Source organism: Romboutsia sp., assembly GCF_056995035.1.
Genome location: NZ_JBXKIW010000051.1, coordinates 1 through 24,464, shown reverse-complemented (window position 1 = coordinate 24,464; position 24,464 = coordinate 1). Strand labels below are relative to the sequence as shown.

General features: G+C 27.5%; 27 protein-coding genes. 25 read left to right on the top strand and 2 right to left on the bottom strand.

All coding sequences use genetic code 11. The features are described 5' to 3' along the window. Window positions 1-17 precede the first annotated feature (17 nt). The 10 genes from grdB to AC11VW_RS08120 all read left to right on the top strand — a co-directional run bounded on the left by grdB (window position 18) and on the right by AC11VW_RS08120 (window position 11,274). Window positions 18-1,367: a glycine reductase complex selenoprotein B gene (gene grdB / locus AC11VW_RS08165; RefSeq protein WP_484300917.1), complete on the top strand. Its 1,350-nt coding sequence runs from the start codon at window positions 18-20 to the stop codon at window positions 1,365-1,367. A gap of 141 nt (window positions 1,368-1,508) precedes the next feature. Then, window positions 1,509-3,041 carry a glycine/sarcosine/betaine reductase complex component C subunit beta gene (gene grdC, locus AC11VW_RS08160; protein ID WP_484300916.1) on the top strand — a complete coding sequence of 511 codons (1,533 nt, stop codon included), beginning with the start codon at window positions 1,509-1,511 and terminating at the stop codon, window positions 3,039-3,041. A 13-nt stretch (window positions 3,042-3,054) separates the two neighbouring features. Further along, on the top strand, window positions 3,055-4,197 hold the full coding sequence (grdD, locus tag AC11VW_RS08155; protein WP_484300915.1) for a glycine/sarcosine/betaine reductase complex component C subunit alpha: 1,143 nt from the start codon (window positions 3,055-3,057) through the stop codon (window positions 4,195-4,197). 183 nt (window positions 4,198-4,380) lie between these two features. Further along, complete coding sequence (locus AC11VW_RS08150; RefSeq protein ID WP_484300914.1) at window positions 4,381-4,920, top strand: chromate transporter; 540 nt, start codon at window positions 4,381-4,383, stop codon at window positions 4,918-4,920. Next, entirely contained in the window at window positions 4,917-5,483 is a 567-nt protein-coding gene (locus AC11VW_RS08145; protein ID WP_484300913.1) for a chromate transporter, read from the top strand. The genes AC11VW_RS08150 and AC11VW_RS08145 overlap by 4 nt, the downstream gene beginning before the upstream one ends. Before the next feature lie 336 nt (window positions 5,484-5,819). Next, on the top strand, window positions 5,820-6,470 hold the full coding sequence (gene fsa, locus AC11VW_RS08140) for a fructose-6-phosphate aldolase (RefSeq protein ID WP_484300912.1): 651 nt from the start codon (window positions 5,820-5,822) through the stop codon (window positions 6,468-6,470). A gap of 218 nt (window positions 6,471-6,688) precedes the next feature. Further along, the gene (locus tag AC11VW_RS08135) at window positions 6,689-7,357 is read left to right on the top strand and encodes a response regulator transcription factor (RefSeq protein ID WP_484300911.1); all 669 of its coding nucleotides are present in this window, start codon (window positions 6,689-6,691) and stop codon (window positions 7,355-7,357) included. A 2-nt stretch (window positions 7,358-7,359) separates the two neighbouring features. Further along, window positions 7,360-8,397 carry an ATP-binding protein gene (locus AC11VW_RS08130; RefSeq protein WP_484300910.1) on the top strand — a complete coding sequence of 346 codons (1,038 nt, stop codon included), beginning with the start codon at window positions 7,360-7,362 and terminating at the stop codon, window positions 8,395-8,397. A gap of 101 nt (window positions 8,398-8,498) precedes the next feature. After that, entirely contained in the window at window positions 8,499-9,266 is a 768-nt protein-coding gene (locus tag AC11VW_RS08125) for an ABC transporter ATP-binding protein (protein ID WP_484300909.1), read from the top strand. Continuing rightward, window positions 9,256-11,274, top strand: coding sequence for an FtsX-like permease family protein (locus AC11VW_RS08120; RefSeq protein ID WP_484300908.1), 2,019 nt, complete (start codon window positions 9,256-9,258; stop codon window positions 11,272-11,274). The genes AC11VW_RS08125 and AC11VW_RS08120 overlap by 11 nt, the downstream gene beginning before the upstream one ends. A 318-nt stretch (window positions 11,275-11,592) precedes the next feature. Here AC11VW_RS08120 and AC11VW_RS08115 read toward each other — a convergent pair whose 3' ends face one another. Beyond that, window positions 11,593-12,861, bottom strand: a complete 1,269-nt coding sequence (locus AC11VW_RS08115; protein ID WP_484300907.1) for a dicarboxylate/amino acid:cation symporter — start codon at window positions 12,859-12,861, stop codon at window positions 11,593-11,595. Between the two features lie 490 nt (window positions 12,862-13,351). Between AC11VW_RS08115 and AC11VW_RS08110 the strand changes: the two genes are divergently transcribed. Both AC11VW_RS08110 and AC11VW_RS08105 read left to right on the top strand, forming a co-directional pair. After that, the gene (locus tag AC11VW_RS08110) at window positions 13,352-13,948 is read left to right on the top strand and encodes a hypothetical protein (RefSeq protein WP_484300906.1); all 597 of its coding nucleotides are present in this window, start codon (window positions 13,352-13,354) and stop codon (window positions 13,946-13,948) included. Between the two features lie 238 nt (window positions 13,949-14,186). Next, window positions 14,187-14,849 carry a lytic transglycosylase domain-containing protein gene (locus tag AC11VW_RS08105; protein ID WP_484300905.1) on the top strand — a complete coding sequence of 221 codons (663 nt, stop codon included), beginning with the start codon at window positions 14,187-14,189 and terminating at the stop codon, window positions 14,847-14,849. 116 nt (window positions 14,850-14,965) lie between these two features. Here AC11VW_RS08105 and AC11VW_RS08100 read toward each other — a convergent pair whose 3' ends face one another. Then, entirely contained in the window at window positions 14,966-15,679 is a 714-nt protein-coding gene (locus AC11VW_RS08100; RefSeq protein ID WP_484300904.1) for a LytR/AlgR family response regulator transcription factor, read from the bottom strand. 280 nt (window positions 15,680-15,959) lie between these two features. Between AC11VW_RS08100 and AC11VW_RS08095 the strand changes: the two genes are divergently transcribed. The 13 genes from AC11VW_RS08095 to AC11VW_RS08035 form a co-directional block, all read left to right on the top strand. Further along, on the top strand, window positions 15,960-17,282 hold the full coding sequence (locus tag AC11VW_RS08095) for an EAL domain-containing protein (RefSeq protein WP_484300903.1): 1,323 nt from the start codon (window positions 15,960-15,962) through the stop codon (window positions 17,280-17,282). A gap of 170 nt (window positions 17,283-17,452) precedes the next feature. Beyond that, a complete protein-coding gene (locus AC11VW_RS08090) occupies window positions 17,453-17,875 on the top strand; it encodes a YaaR family protein (RefSeq protein ID WP_484300902.1) in 423 nt (140 codons plus the stop codon). Between the two features lie 12 nt (window positions 17,876-17,887). Beyond that, window positions 17,888-18,217, top strand: coding sequence for a FliM/FliN family flagellar motor switch protein (locus tag AC11VW_RS08085; RefSeq protein WP_484300901.1), 330 nt, complete (start codon window positions 17,888-17,890; stop codon window positions 18,215-18,217). A gap of 89 nt (window positions 18,218-18,306) precedes the next feature. After that, window positions 18,307-18,573 (top strand): flagellar biosynthesis anti-sigma factor FlgM, encoded by a 267-nt coding sequence (flgM, locus tag AC11VW_RS08080; protein WP_484300900.1) that lies wholly within the window; start codon window positions 18,307-18,309, stop codon window positions 18,571-18,573. Then, window positions 18,574-18,987 carry a flagellar protein FlgN gene (locus tag AC11VW_RS08075; protein ID WP_484300899.1) on the top strand — a complete coding sequence of 138 codons (414 nt, stop codon included), beginning with the start codon at window positions 18,574-18,576 and terminating at the stop codon, window positions 18,985-18,987. 16 nt (window positions 18,988-19,003) lie between these two features. Beyond that, window positions 19,004-20,317, top strand: coding sequence for a flagellar hook-associated protein FlgK (flgK, locus tag AC11VW_RS08070; RefSeq protein ID WP_484300898.1), 1,314 nt, complete (start codon window positions 19,004-19,006; stop codon window positions 20,315-20,317). Window positions 20,318-20,330: 13 nt separating this feature from the next. After that, complete coding sequence (flgL, locus tag AC11VW_RS08065; protein WP_484300897.1) at window positions 20,331-21,353, top strand: flagellar hook-associated protein FlgL; 1,023 nt, start codon at window positions 20,331-20,333, stop codon at window positions 21,351-21,353. Window positions 21,354-21,366: 13 nt separating this feature from the next. After that, on the top strand, window positions 21,367-21,765 hold the full coding sequence (gene fliW / locus AC11VW_RS08060; RefSeq protein WP_484300896.1) for a flagellar assembly protein FliW: 399 nt from the start codon (window positions 21,367-21,369) through the stop codon (window positions 21,763-21,765). Next, window positions 21,749-21,961: a carbon storage regulator CsrA gene (gene csrA / locus AC11VW_RS08055; protein WP_484300895.1), complete on the top strand. Its 213-nt coding sequence runs from the start codon at window positions 21,749-21,751 to the stop codon at window positions 21,959-21,961. The genes fliW and csrA overlap by 17 nt, the downstream gene beginning before the upstream one ends. Before the next feature lie 15 nt (window positions 21,962-21,976). Continuing rightward, entirely contained in the window at window positions 21,977-22,360 is a 384-nt protein-coding gene (gene fliS / locus AC11VW_RS08050) for a flagellar export chaperone FliS (protein WP_484300894.1), read from the top strand. An 11-nt stretch (window positions 22,361-22,371) separates the two neighbouring features. After that, window positions 22,372-23,832: a flagellar filament capping protein FliD gene (gene fliD / locus AC11VW_RS08045; protein WP_484300893.1), complete on the top strand. Its 1,461-nt coding sequence runs from the start codon at window positions 22,372-22,374 to the stop codon at window positions 23,830-23,832. A 15-nt stretch (window positions 23,833-23,847) separates the two neighbouring features. Next, window positions 23,848-24,174 carry a flagellar protein FliT gene (gene fliT, locus AC11VW_RS08040; protein WP_484300892.1) on the top strand — a complete coding sequence of 109 codons (327 nt, stop codon included), beginning with the start codon at window positions 23,848-23,850 and terminating at the stop codon, window positions 24,172-24,174. A 105-nt stretch (window positions 24,175-24,279) separates the two neighbouring features. Then, a partial coding sequence (locus AC11VW_RS08035) for a flagellin N-terminal helical domain-containing protein (RefSeq protein ID WP_484300891.1) occupies window positions 24,280-24,464 on the top strand: 185 nt, incomplete at its 3' end.

Genomic DNA, 24,464 nt, shown 5'->3' with positions numbered 1-24,464 from the left:
AAAAAGGGGTGAAATATATGGAAAAACTAAGAGTAGTTCATTATATAAATCAGTTCTTCGCTGGAATTGGGGGGGAAGAAAAAGCTGATACTAAGCCACATGTGGCAGAAAATTTACCTCCAATAAGTGTTCAACTTAACAAGTTATTAGGGGATAACATGGAAATAGTTGGTACAGTAGTATGTGGAGATACTTATTTCAATGAAAATTTAGAAAGTGCAAGTGATGAAGTATTAGGAATGATAAAAGGCTTTGATCCTCAATTTTTCATAGCAGGTCCAGCTTTCAATGCTGGTAGATATGGAGTTGCAGCAGGTGCAATAACTAAGGTAGTACAAGAAAACTTAAATATACCTGTTCTTACTGGAATGTACATAGAAAACCCAGGTGCAGACATGTTCAAAAAAGATGTTTATATAGTAGAAACATCGGATTCTGCTGCGGGTATGAGAAAAGCTCTTCCTAAGATGGTTAAATTTGCACAAAAGTTAGCTAAAGGAGAAAAAATATGTTCACCTAAAGAAGAAGGATACATAGAAAGAGGTATTAGAGTAAATTTCTTCCATGAAGAAAAAGGATCTAAAAGAGCTGTTGATATGCTCCTTAAAAAAATTAAAGGTGAGGAATTTGTTACTGAATATCCAATGCCAGTATTTGATAGAGTTGATCCAAGTCCTGCACTTAAAAATTTAGCTAATGCAAAAATAGCAGTAGTTACTTCAGGAGGAATAGTTCCAAAAGGAAATCCTGATAGAATAGAATCTTCTTCAGCTTCTAAGTATGGAGAATATTCATTAGTAGGATTTGATGACTTAACTGAAGAAACTCATGAAACTGCACATGGTGGATATGACCCAGTGTATGCTAACTTAGATGCAGATAGAGTTTTACCAGTTGATGTATTAAGAGATATGGTAAGAGAAGGTATAATAAAAGAGTTACATGAAACATTTTATGCAACTACTGGAAATGGAACTTCAGTTGCAAATGCAAAAAAATATGCTAATGAAATAGGAAATAAATTAAAAGAAGCTAATGTAGATGCTATTATATTAACTTCTACGTGAGGTACTTGTACTCGTTGCGGTGCAACGATGGTAAAAGAAATAGAAAGAGTTACTGAAGTGCCTGTGGTTCATATGTGTACAGTAGTTCCTATATCATTAACAGTTGGAGCAAACAGAATAGTTCCAACTATAGCAATACCTCATCCACTTGGAAATCCTGCGCTTGATCCTACTGAGGAAAAAGCATTAAGAAGGGGATTGGTGGAAAAAGCTTTAATAGCTTTAACTACAGAAGTAGAGGATCAAACAGTATTTGAAAAAGTAGATACTAGTGCACTTAAACCTAAATCTATGGCTTAAATTATATAGTATTAATTAAATATATAAAAAACAAATAGATGGACTTTTGGTCCATCTATTTGTGAAAATACATAATATTAACCAGCACCTCTTTAAGACTATGGTGTTGGATATATCTAAAAATTTATTGGGGGTGCGTTTATGAGTTATCCAGTATTAAAAGGTGCAAGTTATGTACTTGTTCATACTCCAGATATGATAGTACAAAATGGGAGTACTTGTAATGTTGAAAGAGCTACAAATCCAGATTCAGATTTTTTAAAAGAAATAAGTAATAATCTAAGAAGTTATAAAGATGTAATTAACTACATGCCAAATCAAGTTTACATAGGAAACAATAGACCAGAAGAATTAAAAAATTTAGCTATGCCTTGGTGCAATGCAAAAATAGAAGGAAATAGAACTGGAAAATTAGGGGAGATAATGCCTCAAGATGAATTTTTTGCTTTAATGCAAATGTGTGATGCTTTTGATTTAGTAAAATTAAGTGAAGAGTTTGCAAGCAGTGTAAAAACTAAAATTGAAAATAACTACCCTGAATTATCTCCATTTGTAGGTAAACTAAAGGGTAATAATATAGAAGAAGGTTTAGAATTAATAAATACCCATATAGCAGAAGGATTGTATCATGAAGGAAAATTTGTTGGGTATATAAAAAGGGCTCATGATGTAGATGTTAACTTAAATGCACATACTATCCTTGAAAATTTAGTAGTTAAGGCATCTGGAGTGTTATCATGTGTTCATTTATTAAGAAGTAGTAAAATAAATTCATTAGACATAGATTATGTTATAGAATGTTCAGAAGAAGCTTGTGGAGATATAAATCAAAGAGGTGGAGGAAATTTTGCTAAATCTATAGCAGAAATAGCAGGTTTTAACAATGCTACAGGTGCAGATACTAGAGGATTCTGTGCAGCTCCAACTCATGCATTAATTCAAGCTGCAGCGCTTGTAAAATCAGGTATATATAAAAATGTAGTAGTAGTTGCAGGTGGCGCTAGTGCAAAACTTGGAATGAATGCCAAAGACCATATTAAAAAAGGTCTTCCAGTTTTAGAAGATGTAGTAGGTGGATTTGCTGTGCTTGTATCTGAAAATGATGGAATTAATCCAATAATTAGAACTGATTTAGTAGGAAAACATACTGTTGGAACAGGTTCTTCTCCTCAAGCAGTTATGACAGCTCTTATAACTTCAGGACTAGATAGAGCGAATTTAAAAATAACTGATGTAGATGTATTCTCTGTTGAAATGCAAAATCCAGATATAACAAAACCAGCAGGAGCAGGAGATGTACCAGAAGCTAATTATAAAATGATAGGTGCATTAGCTGTTAAGCGTGGAGATATGGAAAAGAAAGACTTAAAAGATTTCGTAGCTAATAAAGGATTACCAGGATGGGCTCCAACTCAAGGTCATATACCATCAGGAGTTCCTTATATAGGATTTGCAATAGATGATTTAAGCACTGGGGATAAAAATAGAGCTATGATAGTTGGAAAGGGAAGCTTATTCTTAGGAAGAATGACTAACTTATTTGATGGAGTATCATTTGTAGTAGAAAGAAACAATGGAATAACTGAAGAAACTAATGGAGTATCTAAGGAAGAGATAAAGAAAATAATAGCGAAGTCTCTTAAAAAATTAGCATTAGATATGATAGAAGAATAGGGGGAACAATATTATGGCTAAAAAGATAATAGGTGAAACTCTCCTAGAAATCGCTAATGCAATAGAAAGCGGAGAATTTGGAAAGAAAATAAAAATAGGATTAACTACACTCGGAAGTGAGCATGGAGTAGATAATTTAGTAGACGGAGCGCATTTAGCAAAGTCTAATTTATTTGATATAGTTCTTATAGGGCCTAAGGGAGATACTGATCTTGAGGTTGTTGAAGTAAACTGTGAAAAAGAAATGCATACAAAAATGGAAGAATTATTAGATAGTGGATATATAGATGCATGCGTAACGATGCATTATAATTTTCCAATAGGGGTATCTACAGTTGGTAGAGTAATAACACCAGGCAAAGGAAAAGAAATGATATTAGCCACTACAACAGGAACTAGTGCAACTAATAGAATAGAAGCAATGGTTAGAAATGCTATATATGGAGTTGCTACTGCTAAAAGTATAGGAATAAGAAATCCTAAAATTGGTATACTTAATGTTGATGGAGCTAGACAAGTTGAAAAATGTTTAAAAGAATTAAAAGATAATGGATATGACATAGAGTTTGCAGAATCTATAAGAGCAGATGGTGGATGTGTTATGAGAGGTAATGATTTATTAGCAGGTGCACCAGATGTTATGGTTACGGATACTTTAAGTGGAAACATATTTATGAAGGTATTTTCTTCTTTCACCACAGGTGGAGAATATGAAGCTAGTGGATATGGGTATGGGCCTGGAGTAGGGCAAGATTACGATAGAAAGATACTTATATTATCAAGAGCCTCAGGAACTCCAGTAGTTGCAAATGCCCTAAAATATGCTTATGATGTAGCAAAAGGAAATGTAAGTGAAGTTGCTAAGAGTGAATTTATGAGTGCTAGGAGTTCTAAATTTGAGGATATAATAACTACTGTTACTAAGAAAGAAGTTAAAACTAGTGGAGAAGTTAAAATGCCCCGAAAGCAAGTAGTTACTACTCAAATATCTGGTATAGATATAATGGATTTAGAAGAAGCAGTTAAAGAATTATGGAAAAATGGAATATATGCAGAAAGTGGAATGGGATGTACAGGACCTATAGTATTAGTTAATGATGCTAATGGAGAAGTGGCTGTTGAAACTCTTATAAAAGCTGGATATACTGCTAAGTAAATAGATATAAATATAAAGAGGTATAAAATCAATTGATTTCATGCCTCTTTATAGTATTTTAAGATATACAATTTTAAAACATATATTTAACTCTTATATATTATTATACAATTCGATGTTATGATAATATATAAGAGTTAAATATAATATGATTTTATAGCTGAGTATATGGAGGGGTTAAAATTGAACGAATTATTTGATTTGTTTAAAGCATTTTGTAGAATAGGTGGGTTAACCTTTGGTGGAGGATATGCAATGCTTCCTATGTTACAAAAAGAAGTAGTTGAAGAAAAAGAATGGGCAACGAGCGAAGAATTGTTAGACTATTATGCTGTTAGTCAAGCAACACCGGGGATAATAGCAGTCAATACTGCTACCTTAGTAGGGTATAAAGTAAGAGGTTCAATAGGAGCCTTTTTTGCAACACTTGGAGTCGTGTTTCCTTCATTTATAATAATAATGGCTATAGCAACATTTTTACAAAACCTTTCTAAATATGCAGTAGTGCAACATGCATTTTCAGGAATAAGAGTAGCTGTCGGAGTTCTAATATTAAATGCAGTTATAACTTTATTTAAAACATCAATAGTAGATAAAATTGGAATTATGATTTTTATTGTAACGTTTGTGTTAGGAGCATTTTTTGATATTTCACCTATATATATAGTTATAGCAGCATGTATATTAGGGCTTATAATAACATATAGGAGAGAAAAATCATGATTACATATATACAACTATTTTTTGAGTTTGCAAAGATTGGACTATTTTCTATTGGTGGAGGCTTAGCAACATTACCTTTTTTATATGATATTGCAGAAAAGTATCCATGGTTTGATAAGGCTATGCTTGCAGATATGATAGCAGTATCTCAATCAACACCAGGGCCTATAGGTATAAATATGGCAACTTACGCAGGATTTGAAGCTAAAGGAATATTAGGATCTCTTATAGCAACCACAGGAATTGTAATGCCATCATTTATTATAATTTTAATAGTAGCTCATTTCCTAGATAAATTTAAAGAAAGTAAGCTGGTAAATGGAGTATTTGGGGGACTTAGACCTACAGTAACAGGACTGATAGCAATTGCATGGCTTGAGGTAATGAAATTATCTGTTATTACTTTTGAGAGATATTTAGCTAGTAAAAATATATTAGATATTTTTGATTATAAGGCGCTAATTTTATTCGTAATGTTGTTCATTGCTTCAAATAAGTATAAAAAACATCCAGAGCTATTTCTTGCAATAGGAGCAGTAGTAGGAATAGTATTTAAATTATAAAATATGATAGGCATTTTTTTAGAACATACATATAAAATTTAGGTAGTACTAAATGCTGGTATAATGATACCAACTTTTTGTTAAAGATATATATTATAAAGGCACAAAAATATTTGAATATAATGTAAACTATTTAAAATTGATTAAAAAGTTAAATAGTAAATTAACGTGAAAAGAATAAAAAAGTATGATATAGTAATCTAGACTATAATAGTATTAGATATTTAACAATTATTAGAATATTTAATACTGATAGGTAAATACTAATAATTGTTAAATATTGAGACAAATTATAATTACATAAATATAATAATTAAATTTTAGGAGGATTATATAATGAGATTTTTTATAGACACAGCAAACATAGAAGAAATAAAAGAAGCAAATGATTTAGGTGTTATATGTGGAGTAACTACAAATCCATCTTTAATAGCTAGAGAAGGAAGAGATTTTATCGAGGTAGTTAAAGAAATTACTGAAATAGTAGATGGACCAATAAGTGCAGAAGTAATAAGCTTAAATCATGAGGGAATGGTAACTGAAGCTGATAAATTAGTGCAAATACATAAAAATATAGTTATAAAATTACCTATGACAGCAGAAGGTTTAAAAGCTACTAAGATATTATCTCAAAGGGGAATAAAGACTAATGTAACTTTAATATTCTCTGCAGGTCAAGCACTTTTAGCAGCTAGAGCGGGTGCAACATACGTAAGCCCATTCGTAGGTAGATTAGATGATATAGGACAAAATGGATTAGATTTAATAGAAGAAATAGTAGATATATTCAGTGTAAATGCTATAGAAACTCAAATAATAGTTGCAAGTGTAAGAAATGCTATACATGTAACACAAGCAGCTAGAGCAGGTGCAGATATAGCTACAGTACCACTTAAAGTTATAAACCAAATGATTAAGCATCCTTTAACAGATAAAGGAATCGAGAATTTTATAAAAGACTGGGAAGGTGCTTCATTAAAGTTATAATAAATAAAAAGTTAATTTTAAATACAAAAGTGTAGACTAATTAAATAGTTTACACTTTTTTTGTATATATTTTTAATAATAATTTTAGTTTGTCACGATATAGTGAAATTATGAAGGTTAATTGTGATAAGTCTATAAATATATATTATATAATTGGATAAATATGGAATCGATTGATATAATATATATAATGTAATTATACTGGATGGGGGATTAAATTGGAAAAAATCATTATAATTGAGGATGATGAAAAAATAAGAATAGAGTTAAAAAAATTTTTAACTAGTTATAATTATGAAGTAATAGTAATGACAGAGTTTGAAAATATAATAGAAAATACTTTAAATGAAAAAGCACATCTATTGTTATTAGACATAAATTTACCTATATATGATGGGTATTATGTATGCAGAGAAATAAGAAAAAAATCAGATATTCCTATAATAGTAGTTACTAGCAGAGATAGTGAAATGGATGAGCTAATGAGTATGAATTTAGGGGCTGATGATTTTATAACAAAGCCATATAATACTCAAATATTACTTGCACATATAAATTCTATATTAAAAAGAACATATAAAAAAAATTCCATAGAAGTTCTTAGATATAAAAAACTAGAACTGGATTTATCAAGAAACAGTATATATTTTGATAATGAAGAATTAGAATTAACTAAAAATGAATTTAGAATACTTAATTGTTTAATGAAAAATAAAGGTAAAATAGTTTCTAGAGGGAATTTGATGGATTATTTATGGGACTTGGATTTATTTGTAGATGATAATACATTAACAGTTAACATAAATAGGCTTAGAAAAAAATTAGAATTAGTTAATTGTAAAGACTATATACAAACAAGAAGGGGGATAGGCTATATAATGCCATAACTATGAATATAAAAAGTTATATTAAAGACAAGAAATTATCTATAATTTTAAGGTTAATATTTATATTATTTATAATTTATATATTAAATTTGCTTCAAATAGATAAAACAACTAAAAATTTCATAATGATTTTATGGATAGCTTTGACAAGTATTGAAATTCTATATGATTATAATAGAAAATTTAGTTATTATAATAAAGTAATAAGTTCATTGCAAGATTTAGATAAAAAATATTTATTACCTGTATTAATAGAATCTCCAAATTTCTTAGAAGGACAAATATTATATGATGTGTTGAGCATTACTGATAAAGCAATGAATGAAGAAGTAAATAAATATATATTTTCTCAAGAAGAGTACAAGGAATATATAGATATGTGGATACATGAAATAAAAATACCTATATCATCAAGTAAGTTGATAATAGAAAATAATAAAAATGAAAATACATTAAGTATATTAGAAGAAATCGAAAAAATAGAAAATTTTATAGAACAAGTTTTATATTATTCAAAAGGTAATGAATTAGAAAAAGATTACATAATAAAAGAAATAAACGTAAGAAAAAGTATAAATAATACAATAAAAAGAAATAAAAAATCTATAAGAGAAAAGAATATTTTGATAGAAATAGAGGATTTTGAAAATAAAGTTTATTGTGATAGCAAGTGGTTAGAATTTATATTTAATCAAATAATAATAAATTCTATAAAGTATATAGGAAATAAAAATATAAACAAAAAATTAGAAAAACAAAATGGAAAAATTAAAATTTATACAAAAGAAAACAATACTAATATAGAGTTGTTTATAGAAGATAATGGCATTGGAATAGATGAAAAGGATTTAAAAAAGGTATTTGAAAAAGGTTTTACAGGATTAAATGGAAGAAAAATGAGCAAATCTACTGGTATGGGTCTTTATATTTCTAAAAAATTATGCAAAAAGATGTATTTAGGTATTGATATAAATTCTAAAATAAACGAGTACACGATTGTTAAAATTACACTTCCACAAAGTAAGATGACTCAAATTTAGCAAACCTTACATTTATGTAAGGTTTATGTAAGTTTAAGTTATTAAAGTAAACCTCTAATATGTGTAAAATATAACTATAAAGTAAATATGGAGGGGAAAATATGAGTACAGTATTACAAGCGAAGAATATAGAAAAATATTATGGGAACAAAAGAAATTTAACAAAAGCAGTAAACAATATATCTTTTGAAGTTGAAAAAGGTGAGTTTGTAGGAATAATGGGACCTAGTGGGAGTGGTAAAACAACATTATTAAATTGTATAGCTACAATAGATAATGTAACAACAGGAAGTATAAAAATAGAGGACAAAGATATAACAACTTTAAGTAGAAAAAACATAGAAAAATTTAGGAGAGAAAATCTAGGATTTATATTCCAAGATTTTAACTTGTTAGATACATTAACTGTTTATGAAAATATATCATTAGCATTATCTGTAACAGGAGTAAAAGGTAATGATATAAATACTCGTGTAAATCAAGTGGCTAATAAATTAAATATTTCTGATATATTAAATAAATTTCCTTATGAAATATCAGGAGGTCAAAAACAAAGAGTAGCATCAGCAAGAGCAATAATTACGAATCCATCATTAATACTTGCAGATGAACCAACAGGAGCCCTAGATTCAAAGTCTTCAAGAATACTGCTTGAAAGTTTAGAAAATCTAAATGAAAGTTTAAATTCAACTATAATGATGGTAACTCACGATGCTTTTACAGCAAGTTATTGTAAGAGAATATTATTTATAAAAGATGGTAAAATTTTTAATGAAATTATAAGAGGAAATGATAGTAGAAAGGAATTTTTCAAAAGAATAATAGAAGTAGTGACACTTCTTGGAGGTGATACTGAAAATGTTATTTAAATTATCTTCAAGAAATGTAAAAAGAAGTGTAGCAGATTATAGTATATACTTTTTAACTTTAGTAATAGGGGTTTGTATATTTTATGTATTTAACTCACTAGAATCTCAAACTGTAATGATAGAACTATCAGAAAGTAAAAGAGAACAAGCTAAGTTGGTTACAAAAATGATGTCTTATGTATCAGTATTTGTATCATTTATTTTAGGATTTTTGGTTATGTATGCAAATAACTTTATAATAAAGCGAAGAAGTAAAGAATTTGGAGTTTATATGACATTAGGAATTAGCAAAAATAAAATATCATATATGTTGTTTTTTGAAACATTAATAATAGGTATTATATCTTTGTTAGTTGGATTATTTATAGGTGTATTTTTATCACAAGGAATGGCTAGTTTAACTGCTAAAATGTTTGACGCTAATATGAGTAAGTATGAATTTATATTTTCAAAAGATGCTTGTTTAAAAACAATTCTTTATTTTAGTATAATGTTTATTGTTGTAATTTTATTAAATTTTATTGTTGTATCTAGATATAAATTAATAAATTTAATAAATAATGAAAAACGTAGTGAAAAATTAAAAGGAAATAATTTAATTTTATCATTAGTATTGTTTGTTTTATCAATAATATGTTTATATGTTGCTTATAAATCAACTCTAGGCGAACAATTAATATATAGTAATGGTGGAATAGATTTTAAGTATATAATTTTAGGAGTTTTAGGAACAATATTATTTTTTAGAGCATTAGCAGGATTTTTAATAATAGTTATTCAAAGTAGTAAAAATTATTATTTTAAAAACTTAAATACTTTCACATTAAGACAACTAAACAGCAAAATAAATACTCATTATATGTCTATGAGTGTTATATGTATAATGTTGTTTATAGCAATAGGAATGACATCGGCAGGGATTGGAATAAAAAAATCCTTAGAAACATCAATGCAATTTAAAACGCCTTATGATATAAGCTTTAATGTTTTAAGTGAAAATATAGCTAAAAATGGTAGTAATGAAAATTTAAGTAATTTATTAAATCAAAAAGGCTTTGATATAAATAAATATAGTGAAGAATTTGTTGATTATAATGTGTATATTAGTGACATAACCTATGGAGAATTATTTAAAAACAATTCTGATAAAATTTCAAAACAACAATTTCAATTTATCAAAGATTTAAATGTAGAAGTAATAAAATTATCAGATTATAATAAATTAAAGAAAATGAAAAAACAAGAACAAATTGGTTTAAATGAAAATGAAGTTTTATTATTAAATGATGTACCTATTATGAAACCAGCAATAGAAGAATACTTATCACAAAACAAAAGTATAAAACTTACTAATAAAGAATTTGAATTAAAAAATAACTATGAGTACGAAGCAATTTATACATCAACTATGAGTATGAATCTTTTAACATTAATAGTTAATGATAAGTATGTAAAAGATTTAAGTGTACATACAAATTGTTTGAATTTAAATTATAAAGGTGAAAAAACATTAACAGAAGAAAAAATATTAAAAGATTTTGATGAACTTGAAAGCAATTCAAAAGAAGTTCAAAATTTAAACATACATGGATTGAGTAAAATAGAATCTTATGATGGTACTATTGGAATGTCGACTATGTTTTTATATGTAGGAATTTATGTAGGTATGGTATTTTTAATAGCTAGTGCAGCAGTACTTGCACTTAGTCAATTGTCAGGTGCAACTGAAAGTTTAAATAGATATAAAGTTTTAAGAAAGCTTGGTGTAAGTTCTGAAATGATAAATAAATCAATATTTACTCAAGTATTATTATATTTTAGTTTACCTATATTATTAGCATTAGTTCATAGTATATTTGGAATAAAAGTAGCGAATGATTTTGTGAAAATGTTTGGAGATATTAATGTAGTAAAAAATAATTTATTTGCAATAGTCGCTATTTTAATAGTATATGCGATTTACTTTGTAACAACATATAATGGTTATAAAAGAATAGTTAATAAGTAGTGTTAATTTTGATTTTGAAAAATATTAAAAATCAATGTTACGTTGTAGTGAAAATATAGATATTTAAGTAAAATACAGATAAAGGAACTATCTCAAAATACTTTTTGAGACAGTCCCTTTATTTTTTACGTACAAAGATTTTATATTCACTAAAAAACTGTGGATAAACTATGAATGACAGTAATACTAATGCATTTAGAAACGTAAAAAATGACATTTTGAGCAACGGATGTATCTGAAGCGAGAGCGAAGATATATCGTTGGCGACATGAGCGAAGCGAATTTTTTACGTTAAATGATTATAAACTATATTTATAATTAAGCATCAATTTTACCAGATTCTCCATAGTACATAGATTTATCTAATTCACCTTCACCATTACTTACAACTAAAGTACAAGCACAATCCCCCATAACATTTACAGTAGTTCTAGCCATATCTAATAATCTATCAACACCCATTATTAACCCTATACCTTCGAGTGGAAGACCAACAGAAGTTAATACCATAGATAAAGTTATCATACCAACCCCAGGTACCCCAGCAGTTCCAACAGACGCTAATGTAGCAGTTAAAATTATTGTAAGTAATGAACTGATGCCTAAATCTATACCGTATATTTGAGATATAAATATACAAGCAACCCCTTGCATTATAGCAGTACCATCCATATTAACAGTAGCACCTAATGGAAGAGTAAATGAAGCAACAGAATTATCGACACCTAATTCTTCCATACTTTCAATAGTTACGGGAAGAGCAGCATTACTTGAAGCTGTAGAAAATGTTACAGCAGCTACCTTTACAAATTTCTTGAAAAATGGTTTTAATTTAAGGCCAGTATAAAGTTTAATCATACCAGTATAAATTACAAATCCTTGTAAAACTAAAGTTAAAGAAACAGCAAACATATATTTAAGTAGTGATAAGATAGCATCAAATCCAGTTGTAGCAAATGTATTTGTTATTAAAGCAAATACACCGTATGGAGCTAATAACATTATTATACTAACCATTTTCATACATATTTCATTAGCAGATTCAAATAATTTTTTAACTGGTTCTGCTTTTTCACCAATCATACTAATAGATACACCAAGTAATAAAGAGAATATTATTATTTGTAGCATCTCGCCGCTCGCTAGAGATTGGATAGGATTTTCTGGAATCATTGCAAGTACTACATCAACTAAAGATTTACTTTCTCCTATAGTAGGGTTTTGAGTTATTAAATTTGACATATCAAGTCCTATACCTGGATTTATTAACTTACCAACTCCAAGAGCTAATGTTATTGCAATTGCAGTAGTCATTAGATAAAAACCTAAAGTTTTAATACCAATTCTACCAATTTTTTTTACATCACCCATAGAAGATGACCCACATACTAAAGAAACAAATACTAGGGGAACTACTAGCATTTTTATGGAACTTATAAACCCGTTTCCCATAACTTTTAATAAACCATCTAACAAGATTGTATTTTTAAATGTACCATCTGGCATACCTTTTAGTATTAATCCTAGAATTGCTCCTAATAATATTCCTATGAAAATTTTACTTGTAAGTCCTAATTTTTTTTTCATGCAGATCACCTCAAATAATTTTATATTAATATATTATTAATATAATAACATGAATTATTGAAAAAATGCAAGTTATAAAAAAAAGTATTCAATAATGCAAAAAAAGACTCTGTAGATTTCAATGAAATATAATTTGTAAAATATAGTGAATATACTGGAAAATAGTTAATAACTAAACTATTATCAATGAAAAATAAAATATTGAATTAAAACTTGGAATTTCAAAAATGAAATATTTTAAATTGAATATTCATTTTAAAAAAGTGATTCATTGCGAATCTGAAAAGTAACAGCTATGTAACTTTAATTACGAATTTGTAATCTAAAGTAACAGTGGTGTAACTGTTATATGTAACCCCTATATGATAATATTAAATCATAGAAAATATAGAAACTAAATTTCAGCAATAGACCCGACTTCCAAGGTTGTTGGCGACATGAGTGAAGTGAAATTTTTACATAAATATTAATAACAGAGGATGGGATGAACATGAAAAGAGCAATAACAACATTATCATTATTATGCGGAGGATTATTATTTATAAATCCAATTACAAATACAATATTTGCACAAAATACAAATAATAAACTGGCTACGGAGTTAGTTGAAAGCATGGATACAAGTACAAATAAAGAAATGATAGTAAAGAATGAAGAAGATATAGCTAATAAAAATATAGTAAAGAATGAAGAAAATATAGCTAACGAAAATATAGTAAAGCCAGAAGTTAATAGTGAAGTGGAATCGAAAATAAATAGTGAAATAGAAAAAGATGAAAATAATCAAACAACTGAAAATAATAAACAAGAGGTTATAGAGAAAGAACGAATAGAAGACGTAAATACTGTTGAAGTTATAGAAGTATTAAACCAAGAACAAGCTAAAGAATTATTAGAAATGTACAATAAAGGCGTAAATTATGAATTCCAAGGTGATGAAAATACTTTTGAAGTTTTAAGTCAAAAAGGATTAAGTGGATATGTATTTTTCCCAAATTATGATACGGATTTAGGATTCTTCGTTGATAAGAATACTGCTAGTATATACTACTTCCACCCAAGTGGATATCTTGAATTAGCTATGTAGGATATTGATATAAGCTTTAAATTAAAACTTATAAAAAACCCCTAGTTTCAATTTAAATTAGGGGTTTTTTATAGCACATAGAAAATTATATTCATTTTAAAATTGTTGATAAATATAATTTTCGTATATGTGCTTCAAAAAAGTCTTCCTTATATAACGCTTAAATTAAAGACTTTTTTATAAAGTAATTTTATATCTATCCGTACTATTAAAGTAATAAAATATCTGAGGTGATAAAATGATTGATAAAATACAATTATTAGGAATGACGTCTAAATTATCGATGAGTAATTCAAATAACTGTGATTGCAATTCGAACAAAGGTGCATTTGATATGATAATGATAAGTTTACTAAAAGCAGTAGCTCAAAAAGAAATAACTAATAGTATAAATACTAATATCACTAATACTACCAATACACACAATGAAAATACAACATTAGAAACAGAAAATAGCATTCAAAATGCTAATAAGATAAAGTCAACATCGAAAGATTCAAATGTAAATCAAAGGATAGATAATGCTGTTAGTATAGCATCTAAAAAATATGGAATAGATGAAAGTTTAATAAAATCCATAATAAAGGTTGAATCAAATTTTAATCCAAGCTGTACATCATCAGCAGGCGCAAAGGGACTTATGCAACTTATGCCAGAAAACTGTAGGGATTTAAAGGTAGGTGATCCATTTAATATAGAAGAAAATATAGATGGTGGAACTAGACATATAAAAGAATATTTAAATAAGTATAATGGTGACGTAGAAATGGCCCTTATGGCTTACAACGGCGGGCCGAGCAGAATGTCAAGAAGAGGTGTTAAATCTATAGAAGATATATATAAAATGCCAAAAGAAACTCAAAACTATGTTCCAAAAGTAATGAAATATTATAGAGAATAAAAATATTATATCCAATGTGATTTAGATAATAGATTTCAATATTTATTATTATCTATTATTTGAATTAAAGAAGAATAATAAAATAATATAAAAATTAGCACATCGAGAACTGATTTTTATATTATTTTAAGTATAAATAATAATCTATTTTTTAATTCATTAAACCTACACTTACACACAGGGATTATTTTAGTATTTATAATTACAGAGGTTCTATTAAGTTTACTTATTTTATTTAGGTTAATTAAGTAATTATTGTGGCATCTAAAAAAAGTAGAAGAATCTAAATTCTTTTCTAATAAATCAATAGTATGATCTATATTAACAGAAGTGCTATTAGTATAAGCTATACAACTATTACCTCTAGATTCTATAAATAAAATAGATCTAGTAGATACCCCTTCTAATAGTGTTAGAAGACTTTTGTGTATACTTTTTATAGGTTTGTTTGTATCGCCAAAATCTTTAATGCATAATAAAAATTCTTCTTCAAAAGATGTGTATTTTAAAGGCTTAAGTATATACTTAAAGTCCTTTAAATGAAAACCATTAATCATAAAATCGACTATCTCAGGTATGAAAATTATTTGAGTACCATTATATAAAGATTCGATTTTCTTATAAGCATTAAAAGCAGTTTGTTTATTAGTTAAGTTAACATTAAGTAATAAGATATCTATCTGCTTAGGAGGTTTATTTATCAAATCATCAAAAGAGTTAAAACTAGAAAGCTTGTATTTAAAATTATGACATGAAGAAAACTTAACTAAATAACTATTCAAGATAGTCACCTGGTCCAAATCATCGCAACATATAGTTACATTTAACATAGAAGACTCCTTTAAAAAAAATTTTCAATATATCATCAATCAATATATATATAATTCTTCAATAAACTAAAAAAACCTTTAAAAATCTAATCACATATCTAATTATAGATGTAAAATTTAACTTATATTCCTAAAAAATAAAATAATAAAAAACTAAAGAAAAAAAGTAAGTGTACGTACAATTTAATTAGTTAATAGGGAGATAGGGAGATAGGATGAATAAAAGTAAGAATAAAGAGCGAGAGTAAATAAAAATGAAATTAGGAGATAGATACTATATATGTATTATAAAAACGTAGTATTAAACGATGATGAAAATAAATGGGGTATTAAATATATAGTTGATAATATAAGGATAAAAATAAACAAAAAAGATAAGTTTACGAATTTATATAATAGAAATTATTTCTTTTATTGCTTAAGGGGAAAAAAAAATGGAACGCTGATAAGAATTAGATTTATTGGAATTAGCTACGTTAATTTACAGTGTGGCAGAAAAGAAGGAGATGATATAATAAAGCATATAGCTGAAGACTTAAAAAATATGCAACATGAGTCTTTAGTAGCAAGATTATCAGGAAGTAAATTTGGAGTATATACAGAAAACACTGATGTAAATTATATAAAAAAATTAATAAATGATATATTTTTAATAGCATCAAATGTAAGTGATTCCTCAGAAAGTGTAAAATTATCAGCTAATGTTGCAGCAGTTATATATAAATATGATGACTTTAATTTATCGGATGCTATAAATAAATTAGACATGTCCATGTCGGATGCAATTAAAAAAGGTAACAATAAATACGAAATATATAATGAAAAATATGAAACACATATAAATATAGGGGCTATAGAAAATGCAATTGAAGAAGGCGAAATAATACTATATTACCAGCCTAAAGTTGATGCTAAAACAGGACAGATAAAAGGTGTAGAAGCGTTAGTAAGATGGTTTAATAAAGAACATGGATATATAACTCCAGAAAAACTAATTGGATTTTCAGAAAAATGTGGATATATAAATACACTTGGAAAATGGATTATAAAAAGAGCTTGTGAAGATATACAAAAACTTAATGTATTATTGGATGAAAATATAGACTTATCTATAAATATATCGCCATATCAGTTAGAAGATAAACAATTTGTACAAGGCATAAAAGAAATAATAGAAGAGGTAAAATTCGACTATAAATTATTAAAACTTGAAATAACAGAGAATGAAAATATGGAATCAATAGATAGGATACACGACATACTGGGAGAAATAAAAAATACAGGAATAAAGGTATCTATAGATGACTTTGGCAAAGGATTCAATTCAATTGATTACATAAAAAATTATAATATAGATGAAATAAAGATAGATAAAACATTAATAGAATATCTTAGCAATAACCCAATGTTTATAGAAAACTTAATTAGTATGATTCATACAACAAACACATCAGTAGTAGCAGAAGGGGTAGAACAAAAATCTCAATATATGAGTCTACAAGACATGGGATGCGACTTAGTTCAAGGTTACTATTGTTATAAACCTATGGAGTTAGAGAAACTCTTAGAAATAGTAAGATTAAACTTATCTCAAGTAATATAATATACAACCGTATTATTTTAATAACATAAAAATTCGCTATAAAAAAGTCTTTAATTGAAGATTTATAAGGAAGACTTTTTTGAAGCACATATACGAAAATTATATTTATCTACAATTTCAAAATGAATATAATTTCCTATGCGCTATAAAAAACATTGTAGAGGTTAAATATGAAAGTAAGAAATATAGGACTGAACGCAGGATTAAGTATAGAAAGTAAAAATAATAAAACTAAACTAGATTTTAGTGATAGCTTTAATCAAACAAATAGATCAAAAACAAAAGAAGAACTAGAGGCATATATAAAGGAAATAAAAACAACAGGTGAACGGCTAACAGTAACACAAAACTACACTGATGTGATAAAGTATAAACAAGTCATAAAAGGATATTTAAAATCAATAGTAGATTATGTTTATGATTTGAATAAAAATGATAGTTTTTGGGATAAAAATTATTTCACAACAGTAAAAACAGTAAATGAAAAGCTAGAAGAAATAACAAAAGAACTAATATATGAACAAAAAGAAAATATTGATGTAGCAGCTAAAATAGATGAAATAAATGGGCTTTTAATAGATATATACATGTAAGGAGAAATTAACATGAAAGTAATAGAAAAAAATGATTTAATATATGAAGTGGAATTTGAACAATTAGTAGAGGGTGAAAAAGAACCTATAAATAGTACGCAAGAGACAATGAATGCTCAAATGGACATAACAGTATCAATGGGATCTACAAGAGCTAAGATAGAAAAAATAGTAAACCTAAAAATCGGAGACGTAATAGAACTGGATAAACATGTAGAAGAAGCGTTAGATATAAATGTGAACGGAAAACTTATAGCAAGTGGAGAAAGTATAATACTAGACAATAAACTAGCAATAAAATTATCAAAGATAAAAGATTCAGATGAGGATGAGGAGAACTAAAATTCGCTGCGCTCATGTCGCCAACGGTCTAAAAAACAGGCCCGTTGCTCAAAGATTCGGTGGACTCAAATTCGTGAGGAGGTATGTTAATGAATGTAAGTACAGTTAACTATAGAAATATTGAAAATATATATAAGGCTAATAAAATGCAAGTAAAACCTGTAATAAATAAAAAAACGGATGTGATAGAAATATCCGAATTAGGAAAATACTTAAATAAAATGAATACAAATAAAGAAGAAGTTAATATGGATAAAGTAAATGAACTAAAACAAAAAATAGAAAATGGAACTTATAAAGTAGATTCAAAAGATTTAGCAAAAAAAATAATAGAACATATGAGGAGAGAAAAATAATTGAGTCCAGAGCTAAAAGTAGTAATATATGAAGAAAAAAACATACTAAATAAATTATTAAACTTATTAGACGAACAATACGAACTAGTTATAGATCAAGAAGTTATGAAAATGGATAAAATAGCTCAAGAGCTAGACAGCTTAGCAAAAGAGCTTGCAACTAAAGAAATAAAAAGAAGAAAAATAATGGGCGGAGAAGCTAGTATGAAAATAGTTGTAGAAAACTGTGATGATGAAAACATAAAGCAAGCATATGAAGATATAAAAAGCACTTTGAATATGATAGAAATACAAAAAGAAGCAAACGCAATGCTTATAAAGAAAAGACTATTTTTCACAAAGAAAATGATAAATTGTATAAAGCCAAGTAAAGGTGTAGGAACCTATAATGCATATGGGCAAGTAGGGAAATAAATATTGGAGGGAATATATGTCAGGACTATTAGGAAGCTTACAATCAGCAAGTTCGGGAATGAGAGTAAGTCAAACATCAATACAAACAACTTCACACAATATAAATAATATGAATACACCTGGATACTCAAGACAAGAAGTAGAACAAAGTGCAAAAAGTGCATATAGTTATCCAGGGTACAACAGTAGCATGGGTGCTGGACAATTAGGAACGGGTGTTGAAGCCACTGATGTTATAAGAATAAGAAATACTTTTTATGATTTCCAATTTAGAAATGAATCTCATAATCAAGGAGAAACAGGTGCTAAATATGAACACTATACAAATATGGAGAAAATATTTAATGAGCCGTCAGACACATCTATATCTGCATCAATAAGTAATTTCTTTTCTAGCTGGCAAGAACTTTCTAAAAATCCAAATGATGCTGGATCTAAGGATATAGTTATACAAAATAGTAAGTACTTAGCAAATAATATAAGTCATATAAAAGAAAAATTAGAAGATTTAAGTTCACAAGCTAATGAAAAACTTAATAATGACGTTGATGGAATAAATGATATGCTTAAACAATTAAAAGAACTAGATAAGCATATAAATATAGTTCAAGGAAGTGGAAAATCTCCTAATGACTTGATGGATGAAAGAGATAAGATACTTGATGATTTAAGTTTTAAAATGAATATAGAAAATGATGCAGTTAAGAAATTGGTTGATGAAAAAATAAAAGATGGAAGTGACGTTACGCCTGATGAGATAAAAGCGCTTGGTGATGTTTCTGGAGAAGTTCAAGGTTCTATAGACATGATAGATAAGATTAAAGAATATACAGATAGTCTAAATGAATTAGCTGAAGGTTTAGCAAAAGGGGTAAATGAAATACTTAACCCACCTGGGAAAGATTTATTTATTATTAATAAAGATACTGTCACAGGAGAATATAAAAACCCTGTAATTGAAGTAAATGATGAGATAATAAAAGATCCTAAAGCATGGAATATAACAACAGATATAGCATCAGCAATGTATAAACTAAAAGATGAAAAAATAACTATAGGTACAGGTACAGAAAAAACGACTATAGATAAATTCTATAATAACATAATACAAAAACTAGGAAATGAAGCACAAGAAGTGATAAGAAATGAAAAAAATCAAAGTAAAATATTAAAAGAAATAGAAAACTTAAGAACTAATGTATCTGGAGTATCATTAGATGAAGAAATGGTAAACCTGGTACAATTCCAACATGCATACAATGCAAGTGCTAAAGTAATATCAACAATCGACTCTTTATTAGATGTAGTAATAAATGGTCTGAAGAGATAATTAGGAGATAAATATGAGAATAACCAACACTTCAATGATAAGAAATCATATGTATGATACACAAGAAAATTTAACAAGAATGAATAAAATAAATGAACAAATTAACTCTGGGAAAGTAATTAATAGAGTTTCTGATGATCCACATAAAGCTATAAGAATAATGAATTTAAATAATGAAATAAAATATACAGAAAAATATAATTACAATATAGATGAAACTGTAGGATGGATGAATACTACAGATGGGTCGTTAGAAAATTTCGGTAACTTACTTGGAGATATAAAGGACGGTATAATAAAAGTTGGAAATGGTGCATATTCAGAAGAAGAAATGAAAGCTCTAAATGCAGAGATGAATGAGAAAATAAAAGAACTTGGAGATATTTTAAACACTACTTATGGAGGTAAATATATGTTTGGTGGTACAAGTGTAGATGAGCCACCGATTAAAAGGATAGAAAATCCAGACGGAACAGTAACGTTACAATTTAACAAAGATGAATCTGATAAAGACATACCGAATACAGGGGATTTAAAGGCGGATATATCAGACGGCATAAATATAGATTACAATGTATCAGTCGGAGAAATATTTAATGTTAAAATTGATGAAGCTACTGGGAAAATCACAGATAATGGATTCCTTAATGATATAAATAACCTATCAAAATATATGAATGAAATAGCTACAGGTAAAAGAACTGAAGAGGATGGCACTGTAATAGAAATTGATGAAGAGGAAAAAAATAAAGTCAAAGAAAAACTATTAGGAACTACAAAAGAAAATATAGACAAATTATTCAATCATGCTTTAGATGAAAGAACTTCTCTTGGTGTAAGAGTAAGTACAGCAGAGAAAGTAAGAAACCTTAATGATGACAACATATTAAATATGAAAGGTGTACTCTCACTAGACCAAGATGTAGACCATGTCGAAAAATTTATAGAATTAAAATCGGCAGAGTTGGTTTATCAAGCATCGATACAAGTTGGAACTAAATTAATCCAACCTACAATACTAGACTATATGAGATAATGTGGAGGGCTATATGGAAATATTGTTTGAAAAAGGAATTCCTGGATTTGAAGAATATAAAACATTCATAATAAATGATATAGAAGGAAATGAAAAATTAAAAATGATAACTTCAACAGAAGATGAAAATATAGGATTTGTAGCGATATATCCTTTTGAAGTGAAAAAAGATTACGAAATAGAATTAAATGATGAAATGATAAAAACATTAAAAATACAAAAGCCAGAAGATGTATTATTATTAAACATAATAACATTAGGAAAAACTCTAGAAACTAGCACGGTTAATTTAAAAGCTCCTTTAGTAATAAATATAAACAACCATAAAGGTAAACAATTAATATTACAAGATGATAAACATCAAATAAAAGAACCTTTAATAGGGAGTGGAAAACATGTTAGTAATTACTAGAAAAAAAGGTGAATCTCTATTGATAGGAGATGATATCGAAATAAAAATAACTAAAATAGAAGATGGAAGTGTCAAAATAGCAATAGATGCTCCAAAAGATAAAATAATACTTAGAAAAGAAGTGTATGAAAAAGTTAAAAAAGAAAATTCAGAAGCTATAATAAATACAGATGAAATTTTAAAGTTATTTAAGTAAGAGAGGGAGAAAAATATGTATACAGCAAATCCATACAATGCATATAAACAAAATTCAGTAAACATGGCATCAAAAGATCAATTATTATTAATGTTAGTAGATGGTGCTGTTAAATACACGAAAATAGCAAGATTAGCTATAATACAAAAAGATATACCAAGAGCGCATCAAGAATTGATAAGAGTCCAAGATATATTTACGGAGCTAATGGTAACTATGGATAAGAGTGTAGGGAATTATATGCAAGATCTATATAACTTGTATGATTTTATAAAAAAAGAGCTATCAAAAGCTAATATAAAAAAAGATATAGAAATAATAGATAAGATATTGCCAGTTATAGAGGAAATAAGAGATATGTGGCATGAAGTAGCAAAAAAAGCTAAACAAATTAGATAGGGGGAAATTATATGGCATCAGTAAATTCTGTAAGAATTCCAGGTCTTGCAACAGGTATGGATACGGATAAGATAATAAAAGATATGCTAACTGGAGAACAGAATAAAATAGATAAAGTAAAACAAAAAGAACAAACTATAAAATGGCAACAAGAAATATATAGGAATATTATAAAAGATGTAAAAGGATTTCAAGATGATTATTTTTCAATAACTTCTCCTAATTCAATAATAAGTAGTAAATCTTGGAATACATTAAGTGTAAGTAGTTCGGATTCTAATGTTATAACTGCAAGTGGAAGTGCAGGAGCTAGCAAAGTAGATTATGATTTTGATGTACAAGAATTAGCTCAACCTGCTAAAATGAGTGCATCATTTGCTAGTAAAAATCAAAATCTAGGATTAACAGGAGATATTAGTTTTAAAATAGATTTAGGTGATGGTAAAACATATGATCCAATAAATCTTAGTTCAGGAGATACTGTCGAAACTATGGTAAAAACCATAAATGAAAAAATGAAGGGTGAAGTTAAAGCATCATATAGTGAAATGACAGGCAAACTTACTATAGAAACGCAAAAAACAGGAGCTAATTCTAAACTTACAATTGTAAATGAAAAAGGAGATGCTGCTTCACAATTAAAAACTATAGGCTTTGATATTACTGATACAAAAGGTAGCGATTCCAAAATAGTAGTAACTTCGCAAGGTAAACCTATTGACACTTTAACTAAAGAAACCAATTCATTTACTATAGATAATATCACATACAATGCTAGTGCGATAGGAACTGCTCATATAACATCTAAAACAGATGCACAACCTGTTGTAGATAATATGAAAAAGTTTGTTGAAGACTACAATAAAATAATGGACAAAGTATATGACCTTGTAACTGAAAAAGGAAATAGAGACTATAAACCACTAACAGAAGAACAAAAAAAAGATATGGATGAAGATGAAATAAAAATATGGGAAGAAAAAGCTAAAAAAGGTGTACTTAGAAATGATTCTGAAATGAGAAGATTCATGGATCATATGCAAAATGCTATATTTGGAGAACATTCAAAAACTTTAAATGAATTTGGATTAACAACTCACCCGGATTATAACAAAAAGGGTCAGTTATCATTAGATACAGCAAAGTTTACGAAAGCGATTCAAGACAATGGTGAAAAAGTATATGATATATTTACATCAGGTGACAATAGTGTAATGGCGAAAATGAAAGATGGTATGTATAAATATGTAGGCACTTCATCATCTTTGTTTGCGAAAAAAGCAGGTATTGAAAAAACAGCATCAGTTGCAAATAATTTTTACTCAGATCAGATAAAACAACAACAAGAAAATATAAAAAATATACAAAGAAAGATGCAAGACAAAGAACAACAATTATATCAAAAATTTGCAGCACTAGAAGCATCTATGAATAAGTTTAATTCACAAATGAATCATTTAATGGGCCAATAGGTTTAAGGAGATAAAATGTATAAACAGTTAGATTTATATAAAAATTTATCGATGGAACTTTTGAAAATATTAAAAGAAGATAAATTTGATGAAATAGATGAGATATTAGATAAAAGAAGTTTCATAATTGAAGCATTAGATAAAAAACAAAACTCTGAGTTTAAAGAATTATATGTTAAAAGTGATGTATTTGAAATAGATAAAGAACTAAAGAATATATTTGGAAAAAAAATATCCAATATAAAGAATGAAATAAAGACTCAAAAAAAAATAAAACAAGTAAACTATTCATATATAAAAACAAGTAAAGAAAACCTAAATATTTTTAACGAAAAAGTATAAAGTTTCAAAGTATAATGACGATATATATATTGTAAAGGATACTTTGTAAAGTATTACACAAAAAAATGACAAGGATGTCAATAAAAAACTAAGGAGAGTAAAAACATGAGAATAAACACTAATATGAACGCAATGCTAGCTACAAATAATATGACTAAGAATACTGCATTAGCAGGAAATGCAATGGAGAAATTATCATCAGGATTAAGAATAAACAAAGCTGGTGATGATGCAGCAGGACTTGCTATATCTGAAAAGATGAGAAGTCAAATAAGAGGTATGGAACAAGC

Bases quoted from the DNA above. Each gene is read 5' to 3' on its own strand.
- grdC (WP_484300916.1), top strand. From the start codon at position 1,509: ATGAGTTATCCAGTATTAAAAGGTGCAAGTTATGTACTTGTTCATACT.
- grdD (WP_484300915.1), top strand. From the start codon at position 3,055: ATGGCTAAAAAGATAATAGGTGAAACTCTCCTAGAAATCGCTAATGCA.
- AC11VW_RS08145 (WP_484300913.1), top strand. From the start codon at position 4,917: ATGATTACATATATACAACTATTTTTTGAGTTTGCAAAGATTGGACTA.
- fsa (WP_484300912.1), top strand. From the start codon at position 5,820: ATGAGATTTTTTATAGACACAGCAAACATAGAAGAAATAAAAGAAGCA.
- AC11VW_RS08130 (WP_484300910.1), top strand. From the start codon at position 7,360: ATGAATATAAAAAGTTATATTAAAGACAAGAAATTATCTATAATTTTA.
- AC11VW_RS08125 (WP_484300909.1), top strand. From the start codon at position 8,499: ATGAGTACAGTATTACAAGCGAAGAATATAGAAAAATATTATGGGAAC.
- AC11VW_RS08120 (WP_484300908.1), top strand. From the start codon at position 9,256: ATGTTATTTAAATTATCTTCAAGAAATGTAAAAAGAAGTGTAGCAGAT.
- AC11VW_RS08115 (WP_484300907.1), bottom strand. From the start codon at position 12,861: ATGAAAAAAAAATTAGGACTTACAAGTAAAATTTTCATAGGAATATTA.
- AC11VW_RS08110 (WP_484300906.1), top strand. From the start codon at position 13,352: ATGAAAAGAGCAATAACAACATTATCATTATTATGCGGAGGATTATTA.
- AC11VW_RS08105 (WP_484300905.1), top strand. From the start codon at position 14,187: ATGATTGATAAAATACAATTATTAGGAATGACGTCTAAATTATCGATG.
- AC11VW_RS08100 (WP_484300904.1), bottom strand. From the start codon at position 15,679: ATGTTAAATGTAACTATATGTTGCGATGATTTGGACCAGGTGACTATC.
- AC11VW_RS08095 (WP_484300903.1), top strand. From the start codon at position 15,960: ATGTATTATAAAAACGTAGTATTAAACGATGATGAAAATAAATGGGGT.
- AC11VW_RS08090 (WP_484300902.1), top strand. From the start codon at position 17,453: ATGAAAGTAAGAAATATAGGACTGAACGCAGGATTAAGTATAGAAAGT.
- AC11VW_RS08085 (WP_484300901.1), top strand. From the start codon at position 17,888: ATGAAAGTAATAGAAAAAAATGATTTAATATATGAAGTGGAATTTGAA.
- flgM (WP_484300900.1), top strand. From the start codon at position 18,307: ATGAATGTAAGTACAGTTAACTATAGAAATATTGAAAATATATATAAG.
- flgK (WP_484300898.1), top strand. From the start codon at position 19,004: ATGTCAGGACTATTAGGAAGCTTACAATCAGCAAGTTCGGGAATGAGA.
- flgL (WP_484300897.1), top strand. From the start codon at position 20,331: ATGAGAATAACCAACACTTCAATGATAAGAAATCATATGTATGATACA.
- fliW (WP_484300896.1), top strand. From the start codon at position 21,367: ATGGAAATATTGTTTGAAAAAGGAATTCCTGGATTTGAAGAATATAAA.
- csrA (WP_484300895.1), top strand. From the start codon at position 21,749: ATGTTAGTAATTACTAGAAAAAAAGGTGAATCTCTATTGATAGGAGAT.
- fliS (WP_484300894.1), top strand. From the start codon at position 21,977: ATGTATACAGCAAATCCATACAATGCATATAAACAAAATTCAGTAAAC.
- fliD (WP_484300893.1), top strand. From the start codon at position 22,372: ATGGCATCAGTAAATTCTGTAAGAATTCCAGGTCTTGCAACAGGTATG.
- fliT (WP_484300892.1), top strand. From the start codon at position 23,848: ATGTATAAACAGTTAGATTTATATAAAAATTTATCGATGGAACTTTTG.